This is a genomic window from Thermomonospora umbrina, assembly GCF_003386555.1.
In the GTDB taxonomy this organism is placed as follows: domain Bacteria; phylum Actinomycetota; class Actinomycetes; order Streptosporangiales; family Streptosporangiaceae; genus Thermomonospora; species Thermomonospora umbrina.
Genome location: NZ_QTTT01000001.1, coordinates 3,690,193 through 3,712,623 on the forward strand (window position 1 = coordinate 3,690,193; position 22,431 = coordinate 3,712,623).

Annotated in this window: 18 protein-coding genes; 11 read left to right on the forward strand and 7 right to left on the reverse strand. The window is 68.0% G+C overall.

Annotation, left to right across the window (positions count from 1 at the left end; all coding sequences use genetic code 11):
- Positions 1-22: 22 nt before the first annotated feature.
- Genes DFJ69_RS16400 through DFJ69_RS16410 form a run of 3 tightly spaced genes read left to right on the forward strand, consistent with a single transcriptional unit; the run spans position 23 to position 2,915 of the window.
- Positions 23-1,261 carry a CmpA/NrtA family ABC transporter substrate-binding protein gene (locus DFJ69_RS16400; RefSeq protein ID WP_116026680.1) on the forward strand — a complete coding sequence of 413 codons (1,239 nt, stop codon included), beginning with the start codon at positions 23-25 and terminating at the stop codon, positions 1,259-1,261.
- Positions 1,258-2,142, forward strand: coding sequence for a nitrate ABC transporter permease (ntrB, locus tag DFJ69_RS16405; protein ID WP_116023376.1), 885 nt, complete (start codon positions 1,258-1,260; stop codon positions 2,140-2,142). The genes DFJ69_RS16400 and ntrB overlap by 4 nt, the downstream gene beginning before the upstream one ends.
- Positions 2,139-2,915 carry an ABC transporter ATP-binding protein gene (locus tag DFJ69_RS16410; RefSeq protein WP_116023378.1) on the forward strand — a complete coding sequence of 259 codons (777 nt, stop codon included), beginning with the start codon at positions 2,139-2,141 and terminating at the stop codon, positions 2,913-2,915. Before ntrB ends, DFJ69_RS16410 begins: the two co-directional genes overlap by 4 nt.
- A gap of 147 nt (positions 2,916-3,062) precedes the next feature.
- Here the strand turns inward: DFJ69_RS16410 and DFJ69_RS16415 are convergent, their stop codons facing one another.
- The 5 genes from DFJ69_RS16415 to DFJ69_RS16435 form a co-directional block, all read right to left on the reverse strand.
- Complete coding sequence (locus DFJ69_RS16415) at positions 3,063-3,518, reverse strand: pyridoxamine 5'-phosphate oxidase family protein (RefSeq protein WP_116023380.1); 456 nt, start codon at positions 3,516-3,518, stop codon at positions 3,063-3,065.
- Positions 3,490-3,936, reverse strand: a complete 447-nt coding sequence (locus DFJ69_RS16420) for a helix-turn-helix transcriptional regulator (RefSeq protein ID WP_116023382.1) — start codon at positions 3,934-3,936, stop codon at positions 3,490-3,492. The genes DFJ69_RS16415 and DFJ69_RS16420 overlap by 29 nt, the downstream gene beginning before the upstream one ends.
- An 85-nt stretch (positions 3,937-4,021) precedes the next feature.
- Positions 4,022-4,432: a VOC family protein gene (locus DFJ69_RS16425; RefSeq protein WP_116026681.1), complete on the reverse strand. Its 411-nt coding sequence runs from the start codon at positions 4,430-4,432 to the stop codon at positions 4,022-4,024.
- A 135-nt stretch (positions 4,433-4,567) separates the two neighbouring features.
- Positions 4,568-5,218: a TetR/AcrR family transcriptional regulator gene (locus DFJ69_RS16430; protein WP_116023384.1), complete on the reverse strand. Its 651-nt coding sequence runs from the start codon at positions 5,216-5,218 to the stop codon at positions 4,568-4,570.
- Between the two features lie 30 nt (positions 5,219-5,248).
- Positions 5,249-6,073, reverse strand: a complete 825-nt coding sequence (locus DFJ69_RS16435; RefSeq protein WP_116023386.1) for a MaoC/PaaZ C-terminal domain-containing protein — start codon at positions 6,071-6,073, stop codon at positions 5,249-5,251.
- 62 nt (positions 6,074-6,135) lie between these two features.
- Here DFJ69_RS16435 and DFJ69_RS16440 point away from each other — a divergent pair, with 62 nt between their 5' ends.
- The 6 genes from DFJ69_RS16440 to DFJ69_RS16465 all read left to right on the forward strand — a co-directional run bounded on the left by DFJ69_RS16440 (position 6,136) and on the right by DFJ69_RS16465 (position 11,737).
- Entirely contained in the window at positions 6,136-7,320 is a 1,185-nt protein-coding gene (locus DFJ69_RS16440; protein WP_116023388.1) for a lipid-transfer protein, read from the forward strand.
- A 64-nt stretch (positions 7,321-7,384) separates the two neighbouring features.
- Entirely contained in the window at positions 7,385-8,386 is a 1,002-nt protein-coding gene (locus tag DFJ69_RS16445; RefSeq protein ID WP_116023390.1) for an AurF N-oxygenase family protein, read from the forward strand.
- Positions 8,387-9,982 (forward strand): FAD-dependent oxidoreductase, encoded by a 1,596-nt coding sequence (locus DFJ69_RS16450; RefSeq protein ID WP_116023392.1) that lies wholly within the window; start codon positions 8,387-8,389, stop codon positions 9,980-9,982.
- A gap of 678 nt (positions 9,983-10,660) precedes the next feature.
- Positions 10,661-10,906, forward strand: coding sequence for an MmcQ/YjbR family DNA-binding protein (locus DFJ69_RS16455; RefSeq protein WP_116023394.1), 246 nt, complete (start codon positions 10,661-10,663; stop codon positions 10,904-10,906).
- On the forward strand, positions 10,903-11,298 hold the full coding sequence (locus DFJ69_RS16460) for an MmcQ/YjbR family DNA-binding protein (protein WP_116023396.1): 396 nt from the start codon (positions 10,903-10,905) through the stop codon (positions 11,296-11,298). Before DFJ69_RS16455 ends, DFJ69_RS16460 begins: the two co-directional genes overlap by 4 nt.
- A gap of 22 nt (positions 11,299-11,320) precedes the next feature.
- On the forward strand, positions 11,321-11,737 hold the full coding sequence (locus DFJ69_RS16465; RefSeq protein ID WP_116026682.1) for a PPOX class F420-dependent oxidoreductase: 417 nt from the start codon (positions 11,321-11,323) through the stop codon (positions 11,735-11,737).
- 647 nt (positions 11,738-12,384) lie between these two features.
- Here DFJ69_RS16465 and DFJ69_RS16470 read toward each other — a convergent pair.
- Entirely contained in the window at positions 12,385-13,500 is a 1,116-nt protein-coding gene (locus tag DFJ69_RS16470; RefSeq protein ID WP_170177689.1) for an alpha/beta hydrolase, read from the reverse strand.
- Between the two features lie 1,131 nt (positions 13,501-14,631).
- Here DFJ69_RS16470 and DFJ69_RS16475 point away from each other — a divergent pair.
- A complete protein-coding gene (locus DFJ69_RS16475; RefSeq protein ID WP_211328639.1) occupies positions 14,632-17,946 on the forward strand; it encodes a type ISP restriction/modification enzyme in 3,315 nt (1,104 codons plus the stop codon).
- Positions 17,947-18,104: 158 nt separating this feature from the next.
- On the opposite strand, the gene DFJ69_RS16480 is transcribed toward DFJ69_RS16475, so the two are convergent.
- A complete protein-coding gene (locus DFJ69_RS16480; RefSeq protein WP_116023408.1) occupies positions 18,105-18,920 on the reverse strand; it encodes a transporter substrate-binding domain-containing protein in 816 nt (271 codons plus the stop codon).
- A 338-nt stretch (positions 18,921-19,258) separates the two neighbouring features.
- Here DFJ69_RS16480 and DFJ69_RS16485 point away from each other — a divergent pair, with 338 nt between their 5' ends.
- The gene (locus DFJ69_RS16485) at positions 19,259-22,426 is read left to right on the forward strand and encodes a hypothetical protein (RefSeq protein ID WP_147312338.1); all 3,168 of its coding nucleotides are present in this window, start codon (positions 19,259-19,261) and stop codon (positions 22,424-22,426) included.
- Positions 22,427-22,431 lie beyond the last annotated feature (5 nt).

Sequence of the window (22,431 nt, forward strand, 5' to 3'; positions counted from 1 at the left end):
CGCCCGTCCCTACCTTTCCGGCATGAACAACGATTTCGGCCGCAGGTCCTTTCTGCGCATGGCGGGCGGTGCCGCCGCGGCGGCCTCCATCGGCGGGGCGCTGACGGCCTGCGGCTCCGACTCCGGCGGGTCGGGCGGCGGACGGAAGGTCAAGCTCGGCTTCATCGCCCTGACCGACTGCGCCTCCCTGGTGATGGCGAAGGAGCTCGGCTATTTCGCCGAACGCGGGCTGGACGTTCAGCTCATCAAACAGGCGAACTGGGCGGCGACCCGCGACAATCTGCTCAACGGCCAGATCGACGGCGCGCACTGTCTGTTCGGCATGCCGTTCTCGGTGGCGACGAAGATCGGCGGGAACGGGTCGACCGACCTCAAGATCGCCATGATCCTCAACAACAACGGTCAGGCGATCACCCTCAAGAAGGAGTTCGCCCGTGCCGGCGACGCCGGCCGTGCCGGCCGTGCCGATCTGGCCGCCGCGAAGGCGCTGCTGGAACAGGGGCCGACCACGCTGGCGATGACCTTCCCCGGCGGCACCCACGACGTCTGGCTGCGCTATTGGCTGAAGGCGACCGGGGCGGACCTCTCCAAGGCGAAGATCATCACGATTCCGCCGCCGCAGATGGTCGCCAACATGAAGGTCGGCACCATGGACGGCTACTGCGTCGGCGAGCCCTGGGGCGCGGTCGCGGTGCAGCAGGGGATCGGCTTCACCCACCTCACCACCCAGGACCTCTGGACGCACCACCCGGAGAAGGCCCTGGTGGTCAACGCGGCGTTCGCGGCGAAGCAGGACGTGCTGGCCGACGTGATGGGCGCGGTGCTCAAGGCGTCCAAGTGGCTGGACGACCTCGGCAACCGGCCCAAGGCCGCCGAGACCATCGGCAAGCCCAACTACGTGAACGCCCCGGCCAAGGACATCGAGTCGCGGCTGCTCGGCAAGTACACGATGGGCGGCGGCCTGCCCGACCGGGCCTACACCGGCGACCAGATGGTCTTCCACCGCGACGGCGGGACCAACCTGCCGCGCGCCTCGTACGGGATCTGGTTCATGGCCCAGTACCAGCGGTTCGGGCTGCTCGAGTCCGCGCCGGACTACAAGAGGATCACCGACGCGATCATCCTGAGCGACCTCTACAAGCAGGTCGCGGCCAAGGAGGGTGTCGCCGTTCCGGACGACGACATGAAGCCCTTCGAGGTCAAGCTCGACAAGGCCGAGTTCGACCCGAAGAGGCCGGAGCTGGAGGTGAAGCGCGCATGACCGCCGGAACGGAGGCATCCCCGGGCCCGCCGTCCTCCGAGATCGCCCCCGCCGGCGTGTCCGCCCCCGCCGGACGCGGCCGAGGGCGCGCCGTCACGGCCTGGGCGGCCCGCACCGGCCGCGCCACCGGTTGGGGCCTGCTCGGTGGCGCGGTCTTCGTGGCCGCCTGGTCGCTGGCGGCCGGTACGTCCCCGGACGTGCCGACACCCGCCGAAAGCCTCGAGGCCGCCAAGACCCTGCTGTCCGACCCGTTCTACGACGCCGGGCCCAACGACAAGGGCATCGGCCGCCACCTGGTCATCTCGCTGGGCCGGGTGTTCACCGGCTTCGGGCTGGCGGCGCTGGTCGGCATCCCGCTGGGCCTGCTGCTGGGCACCAGCCGGGCGGCCTGGCAGGCGGTCAACCCGATCGTCCAACTGCTGCGGCCGGTGTCGCCGCTGGCCTGGTTCCCGATCTGGCTGGCGATCCTCAAGAGCGCCCCGGACGCCGCCGTGATCGTCATCTTCATCACCGCGCTGTGGCCCACGCTCATCAACACCGCCGCCGGGGCCGCCGACATCCCCCGCGACCAGCGCAACGTGGCCCGGGTGTTCCGGTTCGGGCGGGTGGCGTACGTCCGGCACGTGCTGCTCCCGAACGCGTTCCCGTCCGCCGTCACCGGTCTGCGGCTGTCGATGGGCATCGCCTGGATGGTCATCGTGGCCGTGGAGATGCTGTCGGGCGGCTCGGGGGTCGGGGCGTTCGTCTGGGAGTCCTACAACACCGGCAACCTCCCGAACGTCGTCGCCGCCATCGGCGTGATCGGCGTCGTCGGTCTGGTCCTCGACACCCTTCTCATGCGGCTGGCCGGCCGCGCGGCGATCCAGGAGATCCAGGCATGAGCGCGATCGAGATCCGCGACCTCCACAAGAGCTTCACGTCCCAGTCGGTGCTGCGCGGGGTCGACCTGGACATCGCCGAGGGCGAGTTCGTCACCTTCATCGGGCACTCCGGCTGCGGCAAGTCGACCCTGCTCAACGTGGTCGGCGGGCTGCTCAAGGCCGACCGCGGCACCGTGCTGGTGAACGGTGTCGCGGTCACCGGGCCGGGCCCGGAGCGGGCGATGGTCTTCCAGAGCTACTCGCTGCTGCCCCGCCTCTCCCTGGTGTCCAACGTCCGGGAGGCGGTCCGCTCCGCACGCCGGGACTGGTCGAGGGAGGTCGTGGACGAGCACGTCGAGCGCTACCTGACCGCCGTCGGGCTCTGGCCGCACAAGGACAAGAAGCCCGGCCAGGTCTCCGGCGGCATGGCCCAGCGCGCCGCCGTGGCCCGTGCCTTCGCCGTCAGCCCCCGCACCCTGCTGCTCGACGAGCCGTTCGGCGCGCTGGACGCCCTCACCCGGGCGAGGCTCCAGGAGCAGCTCATCCACCTGTGGGAGAGCGAGTCCGACACCGAGACCGTGCTGATGGTCACCCACGGCCTCGACGAGGCGATCCTGCTGGCCGACCGGGTGGTGGTCATGTCCAACCCGCCGCATCCCTCGGTGCGCGCCGTCATCGACGTCCCGATCCCGCGCCCCCGAGACCGGTCCTCCATCGTCAACCACCCCGCGTACGCGCAGATCCAGGCCCGCCTTGAGGACCTCCTCATGAGCGACAGAACGGCGGTCGCCTGAGCCGCCTCCGTCCCCTTTCGGGTGGCAGGATCGTCGGTGCCGACTCGCGGCCGAACGCCGACCGCACCACCGAGTACCGAGCCCGGGAGCACCTCAGCCGCAAGGCCCCGGGCTGAACCGTACGTGCGCGGTCACCTCGTGCGGCGGTCAGGTGAGCCAGTGGCCGTCCCGCATGAGGTCGCGTCCGGGCAGCTCGTTCGCCTCGCGCCAAGCCTGGATGCGTTGCGGGCGGATCAGGAAGTACTGGTAGGGCTCGTCGAGTTCGCGCGGGTCGAAGCCGGTCTTGGTCGCGAACGCGTCGCCCGTCTCGGGAGCGAGGGCGGCGAGGTCCACGGGCTCGGCGGTGCCGCCGACCATGACGACGTCGCGGGTCGGTCCGAGACCGAGTCGTACCCGGCCGTCCGTCAGCAGGTTGCGGGCGGTGACGGAGGAGCGGGGTGTCGAGATGAGGAGCGCGGTCCCGTCCCAGAGGTACGAGAGCGGGACGAGGTGGGCGCCGTCCGGGGAGCCCGACGTCGCCACCCAGAGATCGACGTCGCCTTCCAGCCTTGCACGGGTGTCGCGCAGCCTCTCCTCACGCCCTCGCGGCGGCGCGCCGGTCATGCCTCCTCCAGTCACCGTGTGGATTCATCGGGGTGCGCGTGGCCCCCGCCACTCGGCGGCGGTAGGCGCCGGGCGGCATGCCGACCAACTCGGTGAAGCGCGTGCTGAAGGCGCTCGGCGATGAGCAGCCGACCGCGAAGCAGACCTCGGTGACGCTGAGGTCGCCACGCCGCAGCAGCAGCGTCGTCGCGCGCTCGATGCGACGTGTCATCAGGTACGCGTACGGCGACTCACCGTAGGCCGCCCGGAACTGACGGCTGAGGTGCCCGGCGGCCATGTCCGCGCCCCGGGCGAGCGCCTCGACGTTCAGCGGCTGCGCGTACTCCCGGTCGATCCGGTCGCGAACGCGGCGCAGCCGCGCGAAGTCGCTCAGGCGCTGCGCCGCGGTACGCGCGCGCGCCCACGAGGGGTGACACATCAGAACTCCTTCTCGTCCTTCAGCGATGTCCGCGAACACCCGGGCGCTCAGTGGCGACGACCAACGTGTCCGCGGGCGGGTCCCCTCAGCGAAGCTCTTGAATGCGGATCAGGTTGCCCGCCGGGTCGCGGAACGCGCAGTCGCGGATGCCGTACGGCTGCTCGGTCGGCTCCTGAACGACCTCGGCGTCCCTCGACGAGACCTTTGCGAAGACGTCGTCCAGATCAGGGCTGGCCAGCAGGATCCAGCCGTAGGTCCCCTTGGCCATCATCTCGGTGATGGTGCGGCGCTCGTCTTCGGTGAGGCCGGGGTCGACGGCCGGCGGCGCCAAGAGGATGGACGTGTCGGGCTTGCCGACCGGACCGACCGTGATCCAGCGCATCTTGCCCTGCCCCACGTCGTTGCGGACCTCGAAGCCGAGCACGTCGCGGTAGAAGGCCACGGACGCGTCCGGGTCGTCGTGCGGAAGGAAGCAGGTGTGAATGGTGATATCCATGCCGATCACGCTACGTGCGGCCCCGTGACCTGCGCTTCTCGATTCCTGATCGATCTGCCCACCTCTTCGCCATACGCTCGCATCGTGTGGGGACCGGCGAGATCCCAGCGTTCTCTGGCCCACGACGCGGCCCCTCTAAGCGGAGGCGTCGCCCGGCCGCTGGAGCGGGGCGTCCGAAGGCCAGTTCGTGAGCATGCGTCGCAGGCGGGTCTTCGAGCGTTCCCACCGACGGTTCAGCGAGCCCTGCTCGGCCGGATGCACGAAGGCGAGGAGCCGTAGTCCGCGTACGGTCTCCATCACCACGGAGAGGTCGTCGAGGACCTGGCGGTCGTCGGCCCGGTCGCCGATGAACGTTCGGCAGAGCTCGACGATGGTCTCGTTGACGCGCCGTTCGAAGGCCGCGACCTGCTCCCGCAGCTTCGGGTCGGTCCGCGCGGCCACCCACAGCTCTATGGAGGCGTCGAACAGCGGCCCCTGGTGGACCTCCCAGATGAGGTCCAGGGCCTCGCCGACCCAGTCCTCGGACGCCTGGAGTGCCGCGATCCCGCTGGTCATGAACGCCTCGGTCTGCTTGTCCGCCAGATGCCGCACGGCGGCCAGCACGAGGTCGTTCTTGGTGGGGAAGTGGTGGACCTGGGCCCCCCGCGACGTCCCGGCCCGTTCGACGACGCGCGTGGTGGTCGTCCCGTGATAGCCGTGCTCGACCAGGCAGGCCACGGTGGCGTCGAGCAGGACCCGCCGCGTCGCGGCAGTGCGTTCCCCCTGGGTGCGGCGGGTGGTGACCATGGCTGTGAATGTACTGCCCCTCGTCCGGCCCTAGACGATCTCCGCGCGGCCGTCCTTGATGACGACGCCGTCGGCGGTGGTCGCGACGAAGCCGAACGCCCCGCCGCCGAGGTCGTACACGCTCGTGGTGACGTCCTGGCCGGGGAGGACCGGCTTGGAGAAGCGGACGGCGAGCCGCCGCAGTCGCGTCGGGTCGCCGCCGGCCGCCGCGTCGACGACCGCCTGCGAGGTGAACGCCATGGTGCACAGGCCGTGGGCGATGATGCCGGGCAGTCCGGCGGCCTTGGCGAACTCGGGGTCGGTGTGGATGGGCATCGGGTCGCCCGACGCCTTGGCGTAGCGGAACGTCTGGTCGTCGTCGACATGCGCGACGACCTCGGCGATCGGCTCGCCCTGGGCGTCGAGGGAGTGCGCCGGGGCCATCTCGCCCACGGTGCCGCCCGCGTCGACCCCGCGGAAGAACGAGACCATCCACTGCTCGTTCACGAGTTCGCCGTCCGAGGTCCGGGTCTCGATCTTCACGCTGAGGGTGGCCCCGGACGACTTGGCCGCGAACCCGGTGGCCTTCGCCCGCGACACCAGCGTCATGCCCGGCACGATCGGCCGGTGAAAGACCATGTCCTGCTCGCCGTGGACCACGAACGGGATGACGTCGTGCGGCACGACGTCCAGGACCGGCGTGAGCATGCCCTCGAAGACGGGGACGATCGCGAAGACCGGCGGCGCGAGCCCACCCTCCACATGGCGGGGGTTCGCGTCGTTCGTGGCCAGCGCGTACTCGATCGTGCGCGCCCGTTCGACGGTGAACGCGAACGGCTCGCTCCAGACGCCCAGCGCGTCCTCGTTGAAGCCCATCTGCCCTCCCAGGAAACATGCAGTCTTGACTGTTTCTTACTTGGGGTCCTAGCGTCAAGACCATGAGGACCTATGTGATCGGCGTCGGCATGACCAAGTTCGAGAAGCCGGGCTCGCGGGAGTGGGACTACCCCGACATGGCTCGCGAGGCCGGGAGCAAGGCGCTGGCCGACGCGGCCGTCCCCTACACGGCGATCGAGCAGGCCGTGGTCGGCTATGTCTACGGCGAGTCGACCTCCGGGCAGCGCGCCGTCTACGAGCTGGGTCTGACGGGCATCCCGGTGCTGAACGTCAACAACAACTGCTCCACGGGTTCGACCGCCCTGTACATGGCCCGCCAGTTGGTCAAGGGCGGCCTCGCCGACTGCGTCCTCGCCCTCGGCTTCGAGAAGATGCAGCGCGGCTCCCTCGGCACCACGTTCGAGGACCGCGAGCAGCCCCTGCTGAACCACCTCAAGGAGCTCTTCGACCTCTACGAGTGGAAGGGCGAGCCGATCGCCCCCTACATGTTCGGCGCGGCCGGCCGCGAGCACATGACGAAGTACGGCACGACCCCCGAACAGTTCGCGAAGATCGGCGAGAAGAACCACCGGCACTCCGTGAACAACCCCTACGCGCAGTTCCGCGACGTCTACACCCTGGACGAGATCAAGGCCGCCCGCGAGGTCTACGCCCCCCTCACCAAGCTCCAGTGCTCCCCGACCTCGGACGGCTCCGGCGCGGCCGTCATCGCCTCCGAGCGCTTCGTCGACGAGCACGACCTCTGGTCCCGGGCGGTCGAGATCGCGGGCCAGTCCATGGTCACCGACACCGCGGCCACGTTCGAGGACAAGTCCGCCATCACCCTCGTCGGGGCGAAGATGTCGGCGCTGGCCGCCCGCAACGCCTACGAGGAGGCGGGCGTGGGCGCCGAGGACATCCAGGTGGTGGAGCTGCACGACTGCTTCTCCACCAACGAGCTCCTCACCTATGAGGCCCTCGGCCTGGCCGCCGAGGGCGAGGGCGGCACGCTCGTCGACAACGGCGACAACACCTACGGGGGCCGCTGGGTCGTCAACCCCTCGGGCGGCCTCATCTCCAAGGGCCACCCCCTCGGCGCGACCGGCCTCGCCCAGTGCGCCGAACTCACCTGGCAGCTCCGCGGCACCGCCGACGCCCGCCAGGTCGACGGTGTCACCGGGGCACTCCAGCACAACATCGGCCTGGGCGGCGCCGCCGTCGTCACCGTCTACCGGCACGCCCGCTGAGCGGGAACGATCCATCATGGTTTTCAGAACGGTTCGCCGCGCGGACCTTCGAGGGGGGCTTCCCATGGCCGGCAGGAGCCGCCGGAACGGCGGAACGGCCCCGGGTCGGACCGAGATCCAGACCTACGAGGAGCGGCTGCGCACACTGTCGGACGGCTCGGTGCGCCGCAAGTTCGACGCGTTCCTCGACATCCCCTGGGACGATCCCGCCTACGCGATCGACCCGAAGGATCCCCGCTGGGCGCTGCCCCGGGCCGACCCGTTGGCGAGGACGGAGTGGTACCGGTCGCTCCCGGCCGAACGGCGGTCGGAGGTCGGCCTGGCGCGGCTGGCCCAGATGTTCCGGGTCGGCTGGCAGTTCGAGAACCTGCTGATGCGGGGGGCGTTGGAGCACCTGTTCCTCGTGCCCAACGGCGACCCGGTCTTCCGCTACCTCACGCACGAGGTCACGGAGGAGGCCCACCACACCCAGATGTTCCAGGAGTTCGTGAACCGCAGCGGCGTGGACGTTCCCGGCATCCGGCGGCCCTTCCGCCTGATCCACACGCTCATCCCCCCGCTCGCCCGGTGGCTGCCGGCCGCGTTCTTCATGGCCGTGCTGGCCGGTGAGGAGCCCATCGACCATTTCCAGAAGTCGGTGCTGCGCTCCGGAGGGCTGCCGCATCCGCTGCCCCAGCGGATCATGCAGATCCACGTGGCGGAGGAGGCGCGGCACATCTCGTTCGCCCACGAGTACCTCCTGCACACCGTGCCCGGGCTCAGGCCGGTTCGGCGCATGCTCCTGTCCATCGCGCTGCCCCTCATGATGCGTATCGCCTGCGACCTCCTGGTACGGCCGTCGGGCGAGCTGGCCAAGCAGGTCGGCATCCCCCGGGAGGTCATGGCCGAGGCGTTCTGGGACGCCCCCGAGAGCCGGAAGATGCTGCGCGACCTGTTCGCCGACGTCCGGATGCTCGCCGAGCGGCTCGGCCTGATGACCCCGCTGTCGCGCCTCGTATGGCGGCGGATGGGCATCGCGGGACGCCCCGCCCGGTACCGCAGCGAGCCTCCGGCGACGGCGGCGTAGATGCCGTACGTCGTCACCCAGTCCTGCTGCGGCGACGCCTCGTGCGTGCTCGCCTGCCCGGTCAACTGCATCCACCCCGCTCCCGGCGAGCCCGGATTCGCGACGGCCGAGATGCTGTTCATCGACCCGGTGGAATGCGTCGACTGCGGCGCCTGCGTGAGCGCGTGCCCGGTCGAGGCGATCGTCCCCGACACCAAGCTCACTCCGGACCAGCGGCCGTTCCTCGCCCTGAACGCCGCCTACTACGAACGCAATCCGCACGCCGACCGGACACCGATGGCGCTCGTTCCACCGCAACGCGAGATCACCGAGACCGGGCTGCGGGTGGCGATCGTGGGGGCCGGACCCGCCGGGCTGTACGCCGCCGACGAGTTGCTCAAGCACCCCGGCACCCGCGTCGAGGTGTTCGATCGCCTCCCCACCCCGCACGGGCTGGCCCGCGCGGGCGTGGCGCCCGACCATCAGCGCACCAAGCGGATCTCCGACCTCTTCCGCGAGATCGAGGCACAGCCGGGCTTCGGCTACCGCCTCGGCGTCGAGGTCGGCACCGACATCACCCACGAGGAGCTGACGGCCGCCCACCACGCGGTCGTGTACGCCGTCGGCGCCGCCGCCGACCGGAGGCTCGGCATCCCCGGCGAGGACCTCCCCGGCAGCGTCTCGGCCACCGACTTCGTCGCCTGGTACAACGGCCACCCCGACCGGGCCGCCGACCACCACGACCTGTCCGGCGAACGGGCCATCGTCATCGGCAACGGCAACGTCGCCCTCGACGTCGCGCGCCTCCTGACGACCCCACCGGACGACCTCGCCCGCACCGACATCAGCGACCGGGCCCTCGCCGCGCTCCGCGACAGCCGCATCCGCGAGGTCGTGGTCCTCGGCCGGCGCGGCCCGGCCGAGGCGGCCTTCACCCTCCCCGAACTGATCGGCCTCGCCGCCCTGGACACCGTCGACCTCCTCGTCGACGGCCCCGTCGAGGTCACCTCCCAGAGCACCGAACTCCTCGCCGCCCTGGCCGCCCGCGCACCGCGCCCCGGACGCCGCCGCATCGTCCTGCGCTTCCACAGCGCCCCCGTCGCGGTCCTCGGCACCGACCGGGTCACCGGCCTCGAACTCGAACGCACGACGCCCCGACCGGACTCCGACGGCCTCGTGCGGGCGGCGCCCACCGGCGAACACGAGCACCTGAGCGCTCAGCTCGTCCTCCGAGCCGTCGGCTACCGGGCCCGCCCGGTGCCCGACCTGCCGTTCGACGCCGAACGCGCCATCGTGCCCCACCACCGCGGACGGGTCCGCCCCGGCGTCTACGTCACCGGGTGGATCAAGCGTGGCCCGACCGGCTCCCTCGGCACCAACAAGCAGTGCGCCCAAGAGACCATCGCCTCCCTCCTCGACGACCTGGACGCCGGCCTCCTCCCCACACCCCGGAAGGACCCCACCCTGCCCGACGCCATCACCCTGACCGGCTGGAACGCCATCGACACCACCGAACGCACAGCCGGCTCCCGCACCGGCCGCCCCCGAGTGAAACTCCTCGACCACAACACCCTCACCCAGGCGGCGAACCACGGCCCTATTTCCCACTCGGGCTGAGCGAGCACTTGAGCCCACCAGGCCATCGACACCCGCACCGGCCCAACCTGCGGCCCTCGGCCACTCTTGGCGTCCATCCGGTCAGGCAGCCGGGTTCGTTCGTCGACACTCCTGGTCGGAGGGAGAAAGACCTCGGCCGAGTTCTTGCGGTAGGCGACGTTGAGGATGTCGAGCCGGAACCGGTGGCTGATCCTCCACCGGAGGGTCTGCCGGGGCCGTAGGGCCACTGCCGCGGCACGTCGTGCGAAGCCGAGCCCGTCACGGCCCCCTCGGGTGGGGAGGGCGAGCACAGCACCTGGAAAACTCCGTCGGCCTCGATCAGCTCCGCCTCACTACCCGTTGGAAGGCCACTGATCACGGACGAGCGGGGAGCGAAGTCGTCGCGTTCGGACATGCGCACGTCGAGGCATGCCGTTGGGAAGCGGGAACGCTTCGGGCGGCGCACTGCGCCGGACCGCACCCGGAGCGCCACGTGAGCGCTTCGTCCAATATGCACGACGACATCCGCCGGCTCCGGGTCCCATGGCGATGGGCGGACGTCGGTTCTGGGTCGGAACTCCTGAGGGAATGTTTGTCCTTGATTGGGCGGGGTGGGCGGTTTCCTGGGCATGTCGAGGGTGCCGGGCGGCGCTCGGGTCGTGGCGTCGGTGTCACGCGATGGTGGAGGGGGCGCGACCGATGGACGGGGAGACGCTGCAGGTCACGGTGCAGCGGTGGGCCGAGGAGTTGCCGACGGTGACGCTGGAGCATCCGAACAAGAGGCACTGGATCACCCTGGCCTCGGACGACTCGCTCGACGGGCCGCTCAGCGAGGACCCCGTGACCGATTCGTACCGGCTGGTGGTCGAGGGGCTTCCCCAGCCGCGGCGGCCCGTCGACCCGGGTGCCTTCGGCCGCCCCCACGGGGACCGGGTGCGGCGATGACCATCACCGGCAGCCGGCTCCAGCGCGTGGCCCGTGATGCGGCCGGTGCGCTGCCGGGTGTCAGCAGTGGGCGCCCGTTCACCGACAAGCTCGACGTCTACAAGGTGGGGGAGAAGGTGTTCTTGATCGTCACCGACGACCCGGACGAACGGATCATCACCGTGAAGTCCGAGCCCGATCACGGGCGGTCCCTGCAACGCGAGCACGAGTCGATCACTCCGGGCCGCTACCTGAACAAGGCGCACTGGATCTCGGTGGCCGCCGGCCGGGAGATCACCGAGGGCATGGTCGAGGACCTGGTCGCCCACTCCTACGAGCTCGTTCGTGACTCGCTGCCGCGCGGCCGGCGCCCCGCAGGCCACGGCTCCGGGTCCCGCTCGGGGAAACGCTGAAAGGGGAACGCCTGTGCACACCATGACGACCCGGGAGTGGCACGAGTTCGTCACGCGCGGCGCGCGTACCGGGAAGGTCTCGACGGTGGGAGCCGACGGCGCTCCCCACATCACGCCCGTCTGGTACGTGTTCGACGGCGAGGATTTCCTGTTCACCAGCGGCGGCACGACGGCCAAGGTCCGCGCCCTGCGCCGCGACCCGCGCGCGGCGATCTGTGTCGAGGACGACGCCCCGCCGTTCTCCTACGTCGAGGTCCGCGGCGAGGTGACCTTGAGCGAGGACCTCGACGAGCTCGTCGACGTCGCCACCCGCGCCGGCGCCCGGTACGCGGGCCCGGAACAGGCCGAGGAACTCGGCAAGCGCAACGGCGTCCCCGGCGAGGTCGTCGTCCGGCTCCATCCCAAGAAGGTCATCGCTTACGCCGCGATCACCGAATAGCCCACCGCCCGCACCCGCCGTTTTCGTGCGGCCCCGTCCCGCGGGTTCATCGTGACGGATCATGCGTACGGCCGGGAAGTGCTTTGCCCGCACTCGTTGTCCGAGTCTGCATATGCGGGCGATGAACCAGCGCGCCATTGTTCGCGATTGCCGTTGCGGCACTGGCGAACGCGCATGCGGAGGTGCGAACGACCTGCCCGGGCGGGAGCATGTTGAAAATGGTCGTGTGCTTGCCTGTCCGCGCAGGTCAGGCCGTACCAACGCGCTCGTCGGAGGGAACGGCCGAGGACCGGGACGCCGACGGGGTTGCCGGACATCACTCTCTTCGACTTTCCTTGAAATGTCTCCAGACACGGGACGCCCGGCTTCGGGCTCCGTCGTGTCCACCGTCTGAGGGCTCGGGGGGCTGATCGGCTTCGGGGGTCTCCTGCCGCCGCAGGAGACCCCCGTTCACCCCCGACATCCCAGGACGGCGCGGAGCGGTGGAACCAGCAGTGAGGCGGCGTGAACGCCTGCAGCCGGTGGCGACACCGGCTGCAGGCGCACTTGATTCGGCGGTGCCGAGGCAAGGAAGCGGCTCGAACGACCGTCGAGTCACCAGGACGCGGCGCGAATCTGCCGGAGTCGGTGTTCACGGCACGGTCGGGTCACTGCGGGTCGATCCAGTTCCAGCCGCCCGGGCAGCCGATGAAGCTCGTGCGGTTGGCCGAGTTGAGGAAATGCTCGAGCGCCTTCTTGAACTCGGGCCAGTCGTGTCCGCCGCCGCCCTGGCAGAACTGGTGGCGGGTGTCCGGCTTGTAGAGGGCGTTATGCAGGGCGACCGTCCAGTTGTTGTTGTTGGTCTCGGCCGTGCCGGAGTAGAGCCAGATCCGGTTGTCGTAGGCCGGGAACTTGTCCAGCTTCTTGATGGGGCTGTATTCGTCCCAGCCGCTCATCGGGCCGAAGACCAGCGGCAGGCGCTCTTCCTTGAACGTCGCCGGGAGCTGGTGATTGTTCCAGTTGGGGGTCCAGGGGTAGCCCTCGAGTTCGACCGCGGAGCCGAAGGTGACAAGGGCGTGGTCGATGGTGTTCATCGCCTCCTCGCCGTAGATGGTGCCGCCGCCTGAGATCGACGCCACGGAGCCGAAGATGTGGTTGTGCCGTGTCGCGTACTTGAGCGCCCCGTAACCGCCCATCGAGATCCCGGCGACATAGCGCTTGGTGCGGTCCTTGAGGGTGTTGAAGTTGGCGTCGACCCAGGGCACGAGCTGGCCGATGTGGAAGTTCTCCCACTGCGGTCGGAAGCCGCCGCGGGTGTTGGCGGCCCAGTTCTGGTACCAGCCCGACCGGCCGCCCTCGGGCATGACGATGATGCCGTTGAAATTGGTGTTGCCGATATAGCTGAGCAGATCGCCGTAGTTGGAGGCGAGGATGTCGGAGTACTTCCCGTTGCCGCCGTGCAGCACGTACGCCACCGGCACCGCGGCCCCGGACGGGGAGTAGTTCGGCGGGAACCAGATGTTGACCCGCAGCGTCACCTGGCTGCCGCCGACGTACACCTCGGAGGTGTGCATCTCGGCCGTACCGACGCCGGCCGTACCCGTGTTGTCGTTCCACGTGGCGGTGATGCCGTGCGAGTTCAAGGCGGGCAACTGGGCGGGCGTCGGCACGGGCGGCGCGGCGGAGGCGGGAGACGGCACGGCGACGGCGAGCGCCATCGCGCACAACGTCGCCACGGCCCCACCGAGCAACCGACCCCGACGGACCCTCGTGAGAGTTTTCATGATCAAAAAGCTAGGCGAGCCCTCCGCCCACGCACGACAAAATGGCCAGAACCGGGCACAAAGTGATGCCCCGGACGTCGACCCCCACCGTCCTCGCTGCCGCAGATGAGCGATCGGGCCGACCTCGACCCGGTGCACGAGGAACACCGGCGCCAACCCCGGCCTGCTGAGCACGACGAAGCGGACCAGCCAGGCTTGCCCCTCTTCGTCGTGAAGAACCATGATGTGTCCGAGGGGCGACCAGTCCAGAAACTCCAAATATCATCACGGTGGCCGACGCGCTACCGTTCATCCAGGCCGCCTAATAATAGCCAATCGCGAGAGCGCATTGCGTCACGGTGACGCATTGTTATTGATTGGGGCTCGGCATGCCACAACATGCCGGGCCTTCAGCCTTCTTCGTGCCACCGGCGCGATCCCAGGGGTGACCTTTTACAGCGCCTGATCAACGTGGTCCATATCGCGCGGACTCCGCGCGTGCCGGAGCGCTTGGGCGAGGTCGATCCAATCAGAGGCCGACCATCTCAAGCTGATGTGCACCGCATGGCGGTGTGTCGGACTCGGTGGGCGGTGCTCATCCGTCCGTCTGGGTCAGATCGGGCAAGAGGCCAGAGCCGGTATCCTCCGCTGTCCGGTGGGCACCTCCGTAATCCTCCTATTCGACGGACTCGATAACATAGAAGCTCGGTTGATGTCCAGGTGAGAGATAGTCGGGAATCCTTCGCTGTCTGCGCGGCGTATGCGGGTAGTCGGAGTGTGGTGGTCGAAACAGCAGCGATCGCGGCCAGGGTGTGAGGCGGTTCTGTGGCCCGACCTTGCTGGTACCCTCCCCAGGCCTGCACTAATACGGGATTGATGGCGCTTGGGCCGCAGATGGCCAACTCGGCGTGCCCGTGCTTCCGCATCGGTCTGGGCAAGCCCCGACCGGAACAGTCGGACTCTGTCGGGACACCCATTTTAGAGGTATTCATCTTGCCCTCATTGCGACTACCTCATCGTCCCTTGCATGTCAACCTCACTTGTGCAGACAGCAAACTTTCACCATCAGTCCCATACTTCTGTGAATCGACCGGTGATCAAGATGGCTGGCAAAGCCCGGGTGCGGGGTGGTGCGCAGAGGGTGGAGCGGCTGTGGCGAGTACGGTGCCGGACTGGCTCACGGAGAAGGTGGCGGACTTCGGAGAAGCCTGCCGAGAGCGGCTCTCCGGGGGAGTCGGAGAAGCCGAAGCAGCGATTCGGGGCCCTTTGGAGTCGCTGCTGCGAGCGGTCGGGAGCAGCCATGGTTTGGACGTCGTGCCGCATGGTGAAGCTCCGCTGTCCGGTTTGGGGGTCCGTCCTGACTACGCAGTCCGGGTGGATGGTGCGGTCACCGGCTACATCGAGATCAAAAGGCCCGGCGCCGTGCTGAATCCGGAGGTGTTCAAGAGTCACAACCTGCGTCAATGGCAGCGGCTGCGGGATCTGCCGAACCTCATCTACACCAACGGCACTCACTGGCGGCTGTACAAGGACGGTGAGCTGGTGAGGGAGGCCGTGCTGAACGGCGATCTGCGCACTGCGGGCCGTACCCTGTCGGTACCCGATTCCTCTTTCGAACAGGTGCTGATGGCGTTCCTGGCGTGGGCGCCTCAACCCATCACCTCCGTGGGTGCGTTGGTCAAGGCGGTCGCGGCGCTGTGTCGGCTGCTTCGTGCCTCTGTGCTGGATCAGCTAGCGGCCGAGCGGAGGGCCATCCGGGAAGGCGCCGACAAGTGGCAGCAGCCGTTCATGGGGCTGGCCCGTGACTGGCGGAACCTGCTGTTTCCCACCGCCGACGACACCACCTTCGCCGACTACTACGCCCAGACACTGACCTTCGCGCTGCTGCTGGCCCGCAGCGAGAACATCGACGTGGCAGGTGCGGACATGCACCGGATCGCCAAGCGGTTGGGAGCCGGGCAGGAACACGCGCTCATGAGTAAGGCGCTGCAGTTGCTGACCGACTCGGCCACCGATCAACTCACGGTCACCCTGGATCTCCTGCGCAGGGTGATCGGCGCAGTCGACTGGCCGCGGGTTCGAGCAGGTCATCACGATGCCTACCTGCACCTGTACGAGTCGTTTCTGGACATCTACGACCCGGGGCTCCGTCAAGCCAGCGGTTCGTACTACACACCGCGCGAGGTGGTCGACGCGATGGTGCGCCTGGTCGGTGATGTGCTGGCCACACGGCTGAACACACCAGGGCGGTACCTGGCCCCGTCGGTGACCACTGTGGATCCGGCGATGGGCACCGGCACCTACCTGCACGCCGTCATCGAGCACTCCGCCCGACAGGCGGGCGCCTCTGACGGGGCCGGCGTGATCCCGAAGGCGATCACCGCGCTCGTCCGTCGGCTGATCGGCTTCGAGATGCAGATGGGCCCCTATGCGGTCGCGGAGATGCGCACCGCCGACCTGCTCAAGCGCCACGGTGCCCATTCCCCCGCAGGCGGCCTGCGTTTGTACGTAACCAATACCCTCGATGACCCCTATATCGAGATGACACAGATCGCGGCCACCTTCGAGCCGATCGCCCGTTCCCGCCGCCGTGCCAATGAGGTCAAGGCCAACACCCCGGTCACCGTCGTCATCGGCAACCCGCCCTACCGGGAGCACGCGGAAGGAGAAGGCGGCTGGGTCGAATCCGGTAACCCGAACACGGCCGTACCGCTGGACCGGTTCCGTCTGGCCGACAACGGCCGCATGGAGCACGTACTCAAGAATCTGTACGTCTACTTTTGGGCCTGGGCCACCTGGAAGGTGTTCGATGCCCATCACGATGACCGCCACGGCGTGGTCGCCTTCATCACCACCTCCGGATACCTCAAGGGCCCCGGGTTCAAAGGCATGCGCCGCTATCTACGCCGTACCTGCAGCGAGGGCTGGATCATCGACGTCACGCCGGAGGGGATGCGCCCCGACATACCCACCCGGGTCTTTCGCGGTGTGCAGCAACCTCTGGCCATCGGCATCTTCGTACGCCGCTCCGATACCGACCCCGATACCCCTGCCACCCTGCACCACATCAAGGTCACAGGCCTTCGCGAGGACAAGTACCGGCAATTGGCCGACCTCACCCTCGACAACCCCCGGTGGCGCAGAGTGCGAAACGACTGGCAGGCCCCCTTTACCCCAGCGGCCGACTCGGCGTGGGACGACTACCCCGCACTGGGTGATCTGTTCGCGTGGACGGCACCGGGAGTGAAGCCCAACCGCACATGGGTTTACGCTCCCTCTCCAGAGATCCTGCAGCGTCGCTGGGCCAAGCTCGTTGGGGAGACCAACATCGCTCGCAAACGCGCCCTGCTGAAGGAGACCCGGGACCGTGATCTCAACTCCAATGTGCAGTCGCTCCCACGAGGAAACGAGCACTCGACGACGCTGGCGAAGGAGACGGGTCCCTGTCCCGAGCCCCGGCGTATCGCCTACCGATCCTTCGATAGGCACTGGGTCATCCCCGACCGGAGAATCATCGACTTCCCACGACCGGAACTATGGGAAGCCGACCAGGCCGGTCAAGTATTCATCAGCGAGCAGCACTCCCAGCCGATCGCTCCCGGTCCGGCGGTCACGTTCGCCGCCCTGGTCCCCGACATGCACCACTTCAAGGGCAGCGAGGGTGGCCGCGTTCTGCCGATGCTCCACCCCAATGGATCGCCCAACCTCGCCCCCGGCCTGACCGCCGAGCTCACCCGACGGCTCGGCGTCCCGGTCACCGTGCAGGACACGACCGCCTACATCGCCGCGGTCACCTCTCATACGGCCTTCACCGTCCGCTTTCTGGACGAGCTGTCCACCCCCGGCGTACGGGTTCCGATCACCGGTGACCCGCGGCTGTTCGCCGAGGCCGTTGCCCTAGGCGAGAGTCTGATCTGGGCGGCCACCTACGGGGCGGCAGCCGCCGCCCCTGACCAAGGACGTCCGGCGGGTACGACCGCCTTTCCTCCAGGGGACGAACGACGCGTGGGCAACCTGACCCCCATCGGAGACCGGCTCCCTGAAAAGATCGTCTACGAGGAGGCCGCCCGGCGACTTCACGTCGGCGCCGGGATCTTCGGGCCGGTGACTCCACGCATGTGGGAATACGGGGTCAGTGGAATGAACGTCATCCGGCACTGGTTCGGCTACCGCAAGGCCAATCCCTCTGGCAAGAAGACCAGCCCACTCGATGACACCTACCTTGATCAGTGGCCCCATGAATGGGTGACCGAGCTTAATGAACTGCTCACCGCCCTGCGCCGGATCACCGACCTGGAACCCGCCCAGGCAGCGCTCCTGGATCGCATCCTGAACGGGCCGATCATCACCGGAGCCGCCTTGGCCTCCGCCGGGGTGAGGTTCCCCACGGTGTCCAAGGACCGCAAGCCTCGCTACGGCCTCAGCGCATCAGAATTCGACAGCCGGGGGCGGCGAGTTCTCATGTGATTCATCCGAAACTCTGATTCTTGCGAAACGGAGAAACCGGGGCGGGCTGGCCTGCAGTCCGCGCTAGAGTCCACCGGCACGGGGTGGTCTCTCGTTGTGACAAGATGCATTCTTGTTGAAAAGCGTGGTCCGCTGCAAAGAATGCGATGGGGCGGTGGTCAGGGAAGGCTGGGTGGTCGTTGGGCGGTGAGTTGGGGCAGGTGGCGGGCCAGGGATCTCGCCCAAGAGCCGTCGGCGATCATTTCCTTGAGGATGGCAGTGATCGTGGTGGCGGTGGTGGCTTCGTTCCTGCGAAGGGCGATTCCGTAGTCGGTCGGAGAGAGTCGTGCGTTGAGCAGGCGCATCTTGCCGAGGTTCTGGAGAGAGTATCCGGCGAGTTCGGCGTTGTGGCCGAGTACCGCATCGAGCTTGCGGTTCAGCAATGCGACGAGGCACTCGCTGTCGTTGTCGGTCTTTACCCGGGTGGCGCCGGGAAGCGCGTTCGCCATGATCGGCGCCTGGCCGACGGTGCAGAACCGGCGGCCCTTGAGGTCGCCGGGGTCGGTCAGTTCTCGTTCCTTGGCGTTGACGAGAATGCCCTGATTGGCAGTGAAGTAGGCGCCGGTGAAGATGACGTTCCGGTTGGCTCCGATGGCGAAACCGGCTATGACGAGATCGGCCTTTCCCCGCGTGAGGAGTTGCTCGCGGTCGGCCGAGGTGGCTGGAATAAAGGTGATTCCACTGGAGGGCACGCCGAGTTTGTTCGCCACTCGCGTAGCGATGTCGATTTCGAATCCCGCGTAAGTCGATCCCTTCTGGCGCTGTGCCAGGCCGGGTCGGTCGGGCTGTACCGCGATCGTCAGTTTGCGATCCTTCGCGGCCTTCTCGGCGAGCGTGGACGGCGCGTCGTCCGCGTCGGCGGTGCATGCCGTCAGCAGGGCGGCCAGGGACACCACCGCTGCGCAAAGCCTCCGGGAGGGGGTGACAACGCGCACGGAGGGCCTCGCAGTCGGCTGGGGCGATCAAGTCAGAGCGGACTCTAGACGGTGCCTCGCGATCCGTTCAACAACGATCAAGCCCCTGTCGAGAATGTGACGTCGGTGGTTGTCTCCGAAACGAACGAATCCGCCGTCCTTCCTCGTCATCACCTTCATAGCACCATCGTTCGCCGGGGAACGACCATTCGCCCTGCGACGATCTTGACGTCGCCATGTTCACATCGGCGACTGTTGAGGGGCTCGGGTGTACAGAGGTCGGGCTCGCGGGCCATCGGCGCGTCCGGAACGGGCCGGTCGCCCACTTCCGACAGACCGCCGATGTCAGCGGGCCGGTCATGAGCGGTCTCAGCAGCCCGACCCATCCCGATCCCGCGCAGTCCTATGCCACCCTCGACCACCGGCTGGACTGGCCCGCCGCCACGGACAGCGGCACCGTACGCGGCTACAACGTGTACCTCGACACCTCACCCGAGGCGCCCGACCTCAGTGGCTTTCCCCAAGGCGTCGGTACGAGCGAGATGACCAAGGTGACCACGGCCCAGACCTTCCACACCGGGCGGCTCGATGGCCCGGGGATCTGGTACGCCCATGTCCGGGGTGTGGACTCGGTCGGCAACTGGGGCGAGGCGGTCACTCTCAAACTGAACGCCGACCCCGCTCCCACGGCACCGAAGATCACCAGCTCCACCCACCCTCAGCAGGGCACCGCCTACCCGGATGGGCATTTGGTGGCCACCTGGGCCGGCAAGGACGCCGACGACAAGCGGTCGTGGGCGGTGGCGCTGGACCACGATCCGGACACCGTGCCCGGCACGGCCACCCCCGTCAACGAGGCACGGCGCGTCGCCGACCTGGCGCCCGGAACGTGGTGGCTCCACGTGCGCGGCCAAGACCAGAGCGGCCAGTGGAGCGCCACCACCCACTTCCGCGTCGTCGTCACCACACCGGTCTCCGGCCTCACCACGCCGGTCGGCGGCCAGACAGTCTGGGGCCACACGATCGTCAAGTTGCCCTGCTCGGGTACTCAACCGCTGAGGGTCTCCGTCGTCGGTGTGGGCACCGTGGGTCAGACGGCCACGGCTCCGGACGGTGACTGCATGCTGAACTGGAACACCATGGAATCGGACGGCTCAGGCCAGCGCCGCTGGCGTGACGGGCCGGCCGTGCTCACGGTCACCGACGCGGACGAGGAGAGCGTGGTCGCCGGTATGCGGGTGACCATCGACAACTCCCTGGACACCGCCGGACGCCTGGAGGCCGACTATCGGGCCGGGCTGATCACCCTCGACGAGTACGCGCTCCAGTTCGTCTACGCCATGATGGCCCCGGACCTGGTGGACGCCCGGTACACGGAGGGCGCGGCGGAAGGCGACCTGAAGTTGGACCTCCGGGAGTTCCTGATCTCGCACTGGGACGGCCTGTCCTCCGCCACCCGCGACCAGATCACGGCGCTGCTCAACCCGGAGCCCCAGCCCGGCCTCCGCGCAGCCGGCGTCTGCTGCATCACGGAGACGGACCACTGGACGGTCAAGTACCGAGAGTCGGACGCGAGTAAGGTACCCGGCCTCATCAAGGCGCTCGACGAATCCCGAGCGGCCTATCAAAGACTCGGGTTCAAGCCGATCAGCAGTAGGGTCACGGTCATCATCGTCGGTTGGCTGGGAAGCCCCGGCTGGTCGATGCCGAGCGGCTTCGGCGTCGAGCGCTTCATTTATGTACGATCCGACGACGTCAGTGATTACCTGGCCCGGCATGAGCTCTTCCACCAGGTCCAGTACGAGTATTCTCGCGACATCTACACGAACCGATGGTGGATGGAGGGCACCGCGGAGTGGGCTGCGCACCAGGTGCAACTGGACCCTCTCACCACGGGAACCGCCACGGACTACTACTCGCGGACCCTGCCCGAGTATCTCGCTCATACCAACGGGCGCTGGGACGATATCGGAAGCCTCTCGGGATCCACCCAATACGGTTCCTTCATCTTGGCCGAATACCTGCAGCAGAAGTGGGGGGCCCAAGCCGTTCGCAGCACCTGGGAAGATCTTGAGAGATGCTATTTCTGTGATCCGGACCATGCCATCGTCAAGACGATGGAGCGTTATGGATCGAATTTCGGTGACGCCATGACCGAATTCCGGACCTGGTCCTACTTCCTCACCCGACAAACGGGATCCGGCTGGGACCCCGGCGTTGGATTCACCGCCCGAGAGTCCGCCACCGACGGTGCCGGCGCCGCCACCTACTGGCGATCCTGGGTCGACAATGACTCCGATACACCCGGCGGCAGGCCGCCCAGGGCGGCCGAGCACACCTTCACCTCGGATTTCACCACGCACACCCGCACGGGAACGGGCTCGCTCGCGGGCGGTGGGGTGCAGTACATCGAGTTCGACGACCAGATCGGATCCGGCGCCGAACTCGCCGTGCGAGTGACTCCGGTGTTTCCCGCCGACGGTTCACGTATTCGAGCGGTCTTGATGCCCGTTCAGTCCTTCGACCGGCCGACATTCTGTGCCGAGACGACCAACTATCTATCATGGCAGCAGAGGGCGATGACCCTCCAACTGAACAGGAACTGTCTTAAGGCCACACTGATGGTGGTCAACGCGAGCCGCGATGACCCGGCCGTCTTCACATGGGAGGCGACCGCCACGCCGACCGGAACGGTGCTGTCCAACAACGGGTTGGAACTCGGCGTCGGTCGACATGGCGACGTGGACGGAAGCGTGGTGGCCCTGCGGCTGCGGAGTGCCTCCGACCATGACATCGGCACGTGCGGTCCGACGGCGGAGACCCCGGACTGCGGCCTCGGCCTGTGGGGCATCTCCGATCCCGGCGGCTTCCTTACCGACGACGGGGGGCGGCGAGAGGCCGTCACAGGCGTCGGTCGGAGGGTTAACCTGGCCTTGGAATCGTTCACCTTCTCGCAGTCCACGGCGACCTCGGTCGTTCACCGGACCACCCATGAGACCCTGTGGCCGGTCAAGGACCTGAAGATCACTCACCGGTTCGGCCCATCGCCCAACAGATATCTCTACAAGGTGGACGTCACCGTGGAGAATCCGAGAGAGGCCGCAACCGGACCATTGACCTACCGTAGGGTGGCCGGCTGGGATATGCCGCCCAACGGCATGGGTCATGCCACCATCGGTCGCGTCGGTGGAGGTAGTCACGATTTCGTCATGCAGTCCGGTGTCGACTGCGAACCATCCCTCTACGTCATGGGCGAGCTCGAATGCCCCAAGTACGGTTACTTCGAGGACTACCCCGGATGGCGACCGGACGGAACCGTTGACATCCGCCTCGGCGCACTGGGCCCCAAGGGACGCGTGACGTTCACGCTGTATCTGGGTGCGGCGCCGAACAGGCAGGCGGCCATGGATGCGATCTCCGCCGTGGGAGCACAGATCTACACGATCGGCCGCCCGCTGGATCCCACGCCACCGCTGGCACGCCAGGAGATCACCGGTATATTCGCCCTCGATGGCAGGAATCTGTAGGTGAT

What these genes read in the sequence shown, in the direction of transcription:
- DFJ69_RS16400 (WP_116026680.1), top strand. Translation starts at nt 23, where the DNA reads ATGAACAACGATTTCGGCCGCAGGTCCTTTCTGCGCATGGCGGGCGGT.
- ntrB (WP_116023376.1), top strand. Translation starts at nt 1,258, where the DNA reads ATGACCGCCGGAACGGAGGCATCCCCGGGCCCGCCGTCCTCCGAGATC.
- DFJ69_RS16410 (WP_116023378.1), top strand. Translation starts at nt 2,139, where the DNA reads ATGAGCGCGATCGAGATCCGCGACCTCCACAAGAGCTTCACGTCCCAG.
- DFJ69_RS16415 (WP_116023380.1), bottom strand. Translation starts at nt 3,518, where the DNA reads ATGACCGGCGCGCCGCCGCGAGGGCGTGAGGAGAGGCTGCGCGACACC.
- DFJ69_RS16420 (WP_116023382.1), bottom strand. Translation starts at nt 3,936, where the DNA reads ATGTGTCACCCCTCGTGGGCGCGCGCGCGTACCGCGGCGCAGCGCCTG.
- DFJ69_RS16425 (WP_116026681.1), bottom strand. Translation starts at nt 4,432, where the DNA reads ATGGATATCACCATTCACACCTGCTTCCTTCCGCACGACGACCCGGAC.
- DFJ69_RS16430 (WP_116023384.1), bottom strand. Translation starts at nt 5,218, where the DNA reads ATGGTCACCACCCGCCGCACCCAGGGGGAACGCACTGCCGCGACGCGG.
- DFJ69_RS16435 (WP_116023386.1), bottom strand. Translation starts at nt 6,073, where the DNA reads ATGGGCTTCAACGAGGACGCGCTGGGCGTCTGGAGCGAGCCGTTCGCG.
- DFJ69_RS16440 (WP_116023388.1), top strand. Translation starts at nt 6,136, where the DNA reads ATGAGGACCTATGTGATCGGCGTCGGCATGACCAAGTTCGAGAAGCCG.
- DFJ69_RS16445 (WP_116023390.1), top strand. Translation starts at nt 7,385, where the DNA reads ATGGCCGGCAGGAGCCGCCGGAACGGCGGAACGGCCCCGGGTCGGACC.
- DFJ69_RS16450 (WP_116023392.1), top strand. Translation starts at nt 8,387, where the DNA reads ATGCCGTACGTCGTCACCCAGTCCTGCTGCGGCGACGCCTCGTGCGTG.
- DFJ69_RS16455 (WP_116023394.1), top strand. Translation starts at nt 10,661, where the DNA reads ATGGACGGGGAGACGCTGCAGGTCACGGTGCAGCGGTGGGCCGAGGAG.
- DFJ69_RS16460 (WP_116023396.1), top strand. Translation starts at nt 10,903, where the DNA reads ATGACCATCACCGGCAGCCGGCTCCAGCGCGTGGCCCGTGATGCGGCC.
- DFJ69_RS16465 (WP_116026682.1), top strand. Translation starts at nt 11,321, where the DNA reads ATGACGACCCGGGAGTGGCACGAGTTCGTCACGCGCGGCGCGCGTACC.
- DFJ69_RS16470 (WP_170177689.1), bottom strand. Translation starts at nt 13,500, where the DNA reads ATGAAAACTCTCACGAGGGTCCGTCGGGGTCGGTTGCTCGGTGGGGCC.
- DFJ69_RS16485 (WP_147312338.1), top strand. Translation starts at nt 19,259, where the DNA reads ATGAGCGGTCTCAGCAGCCCGACCCATCCCGATCCCGCGCAGTCCTAT.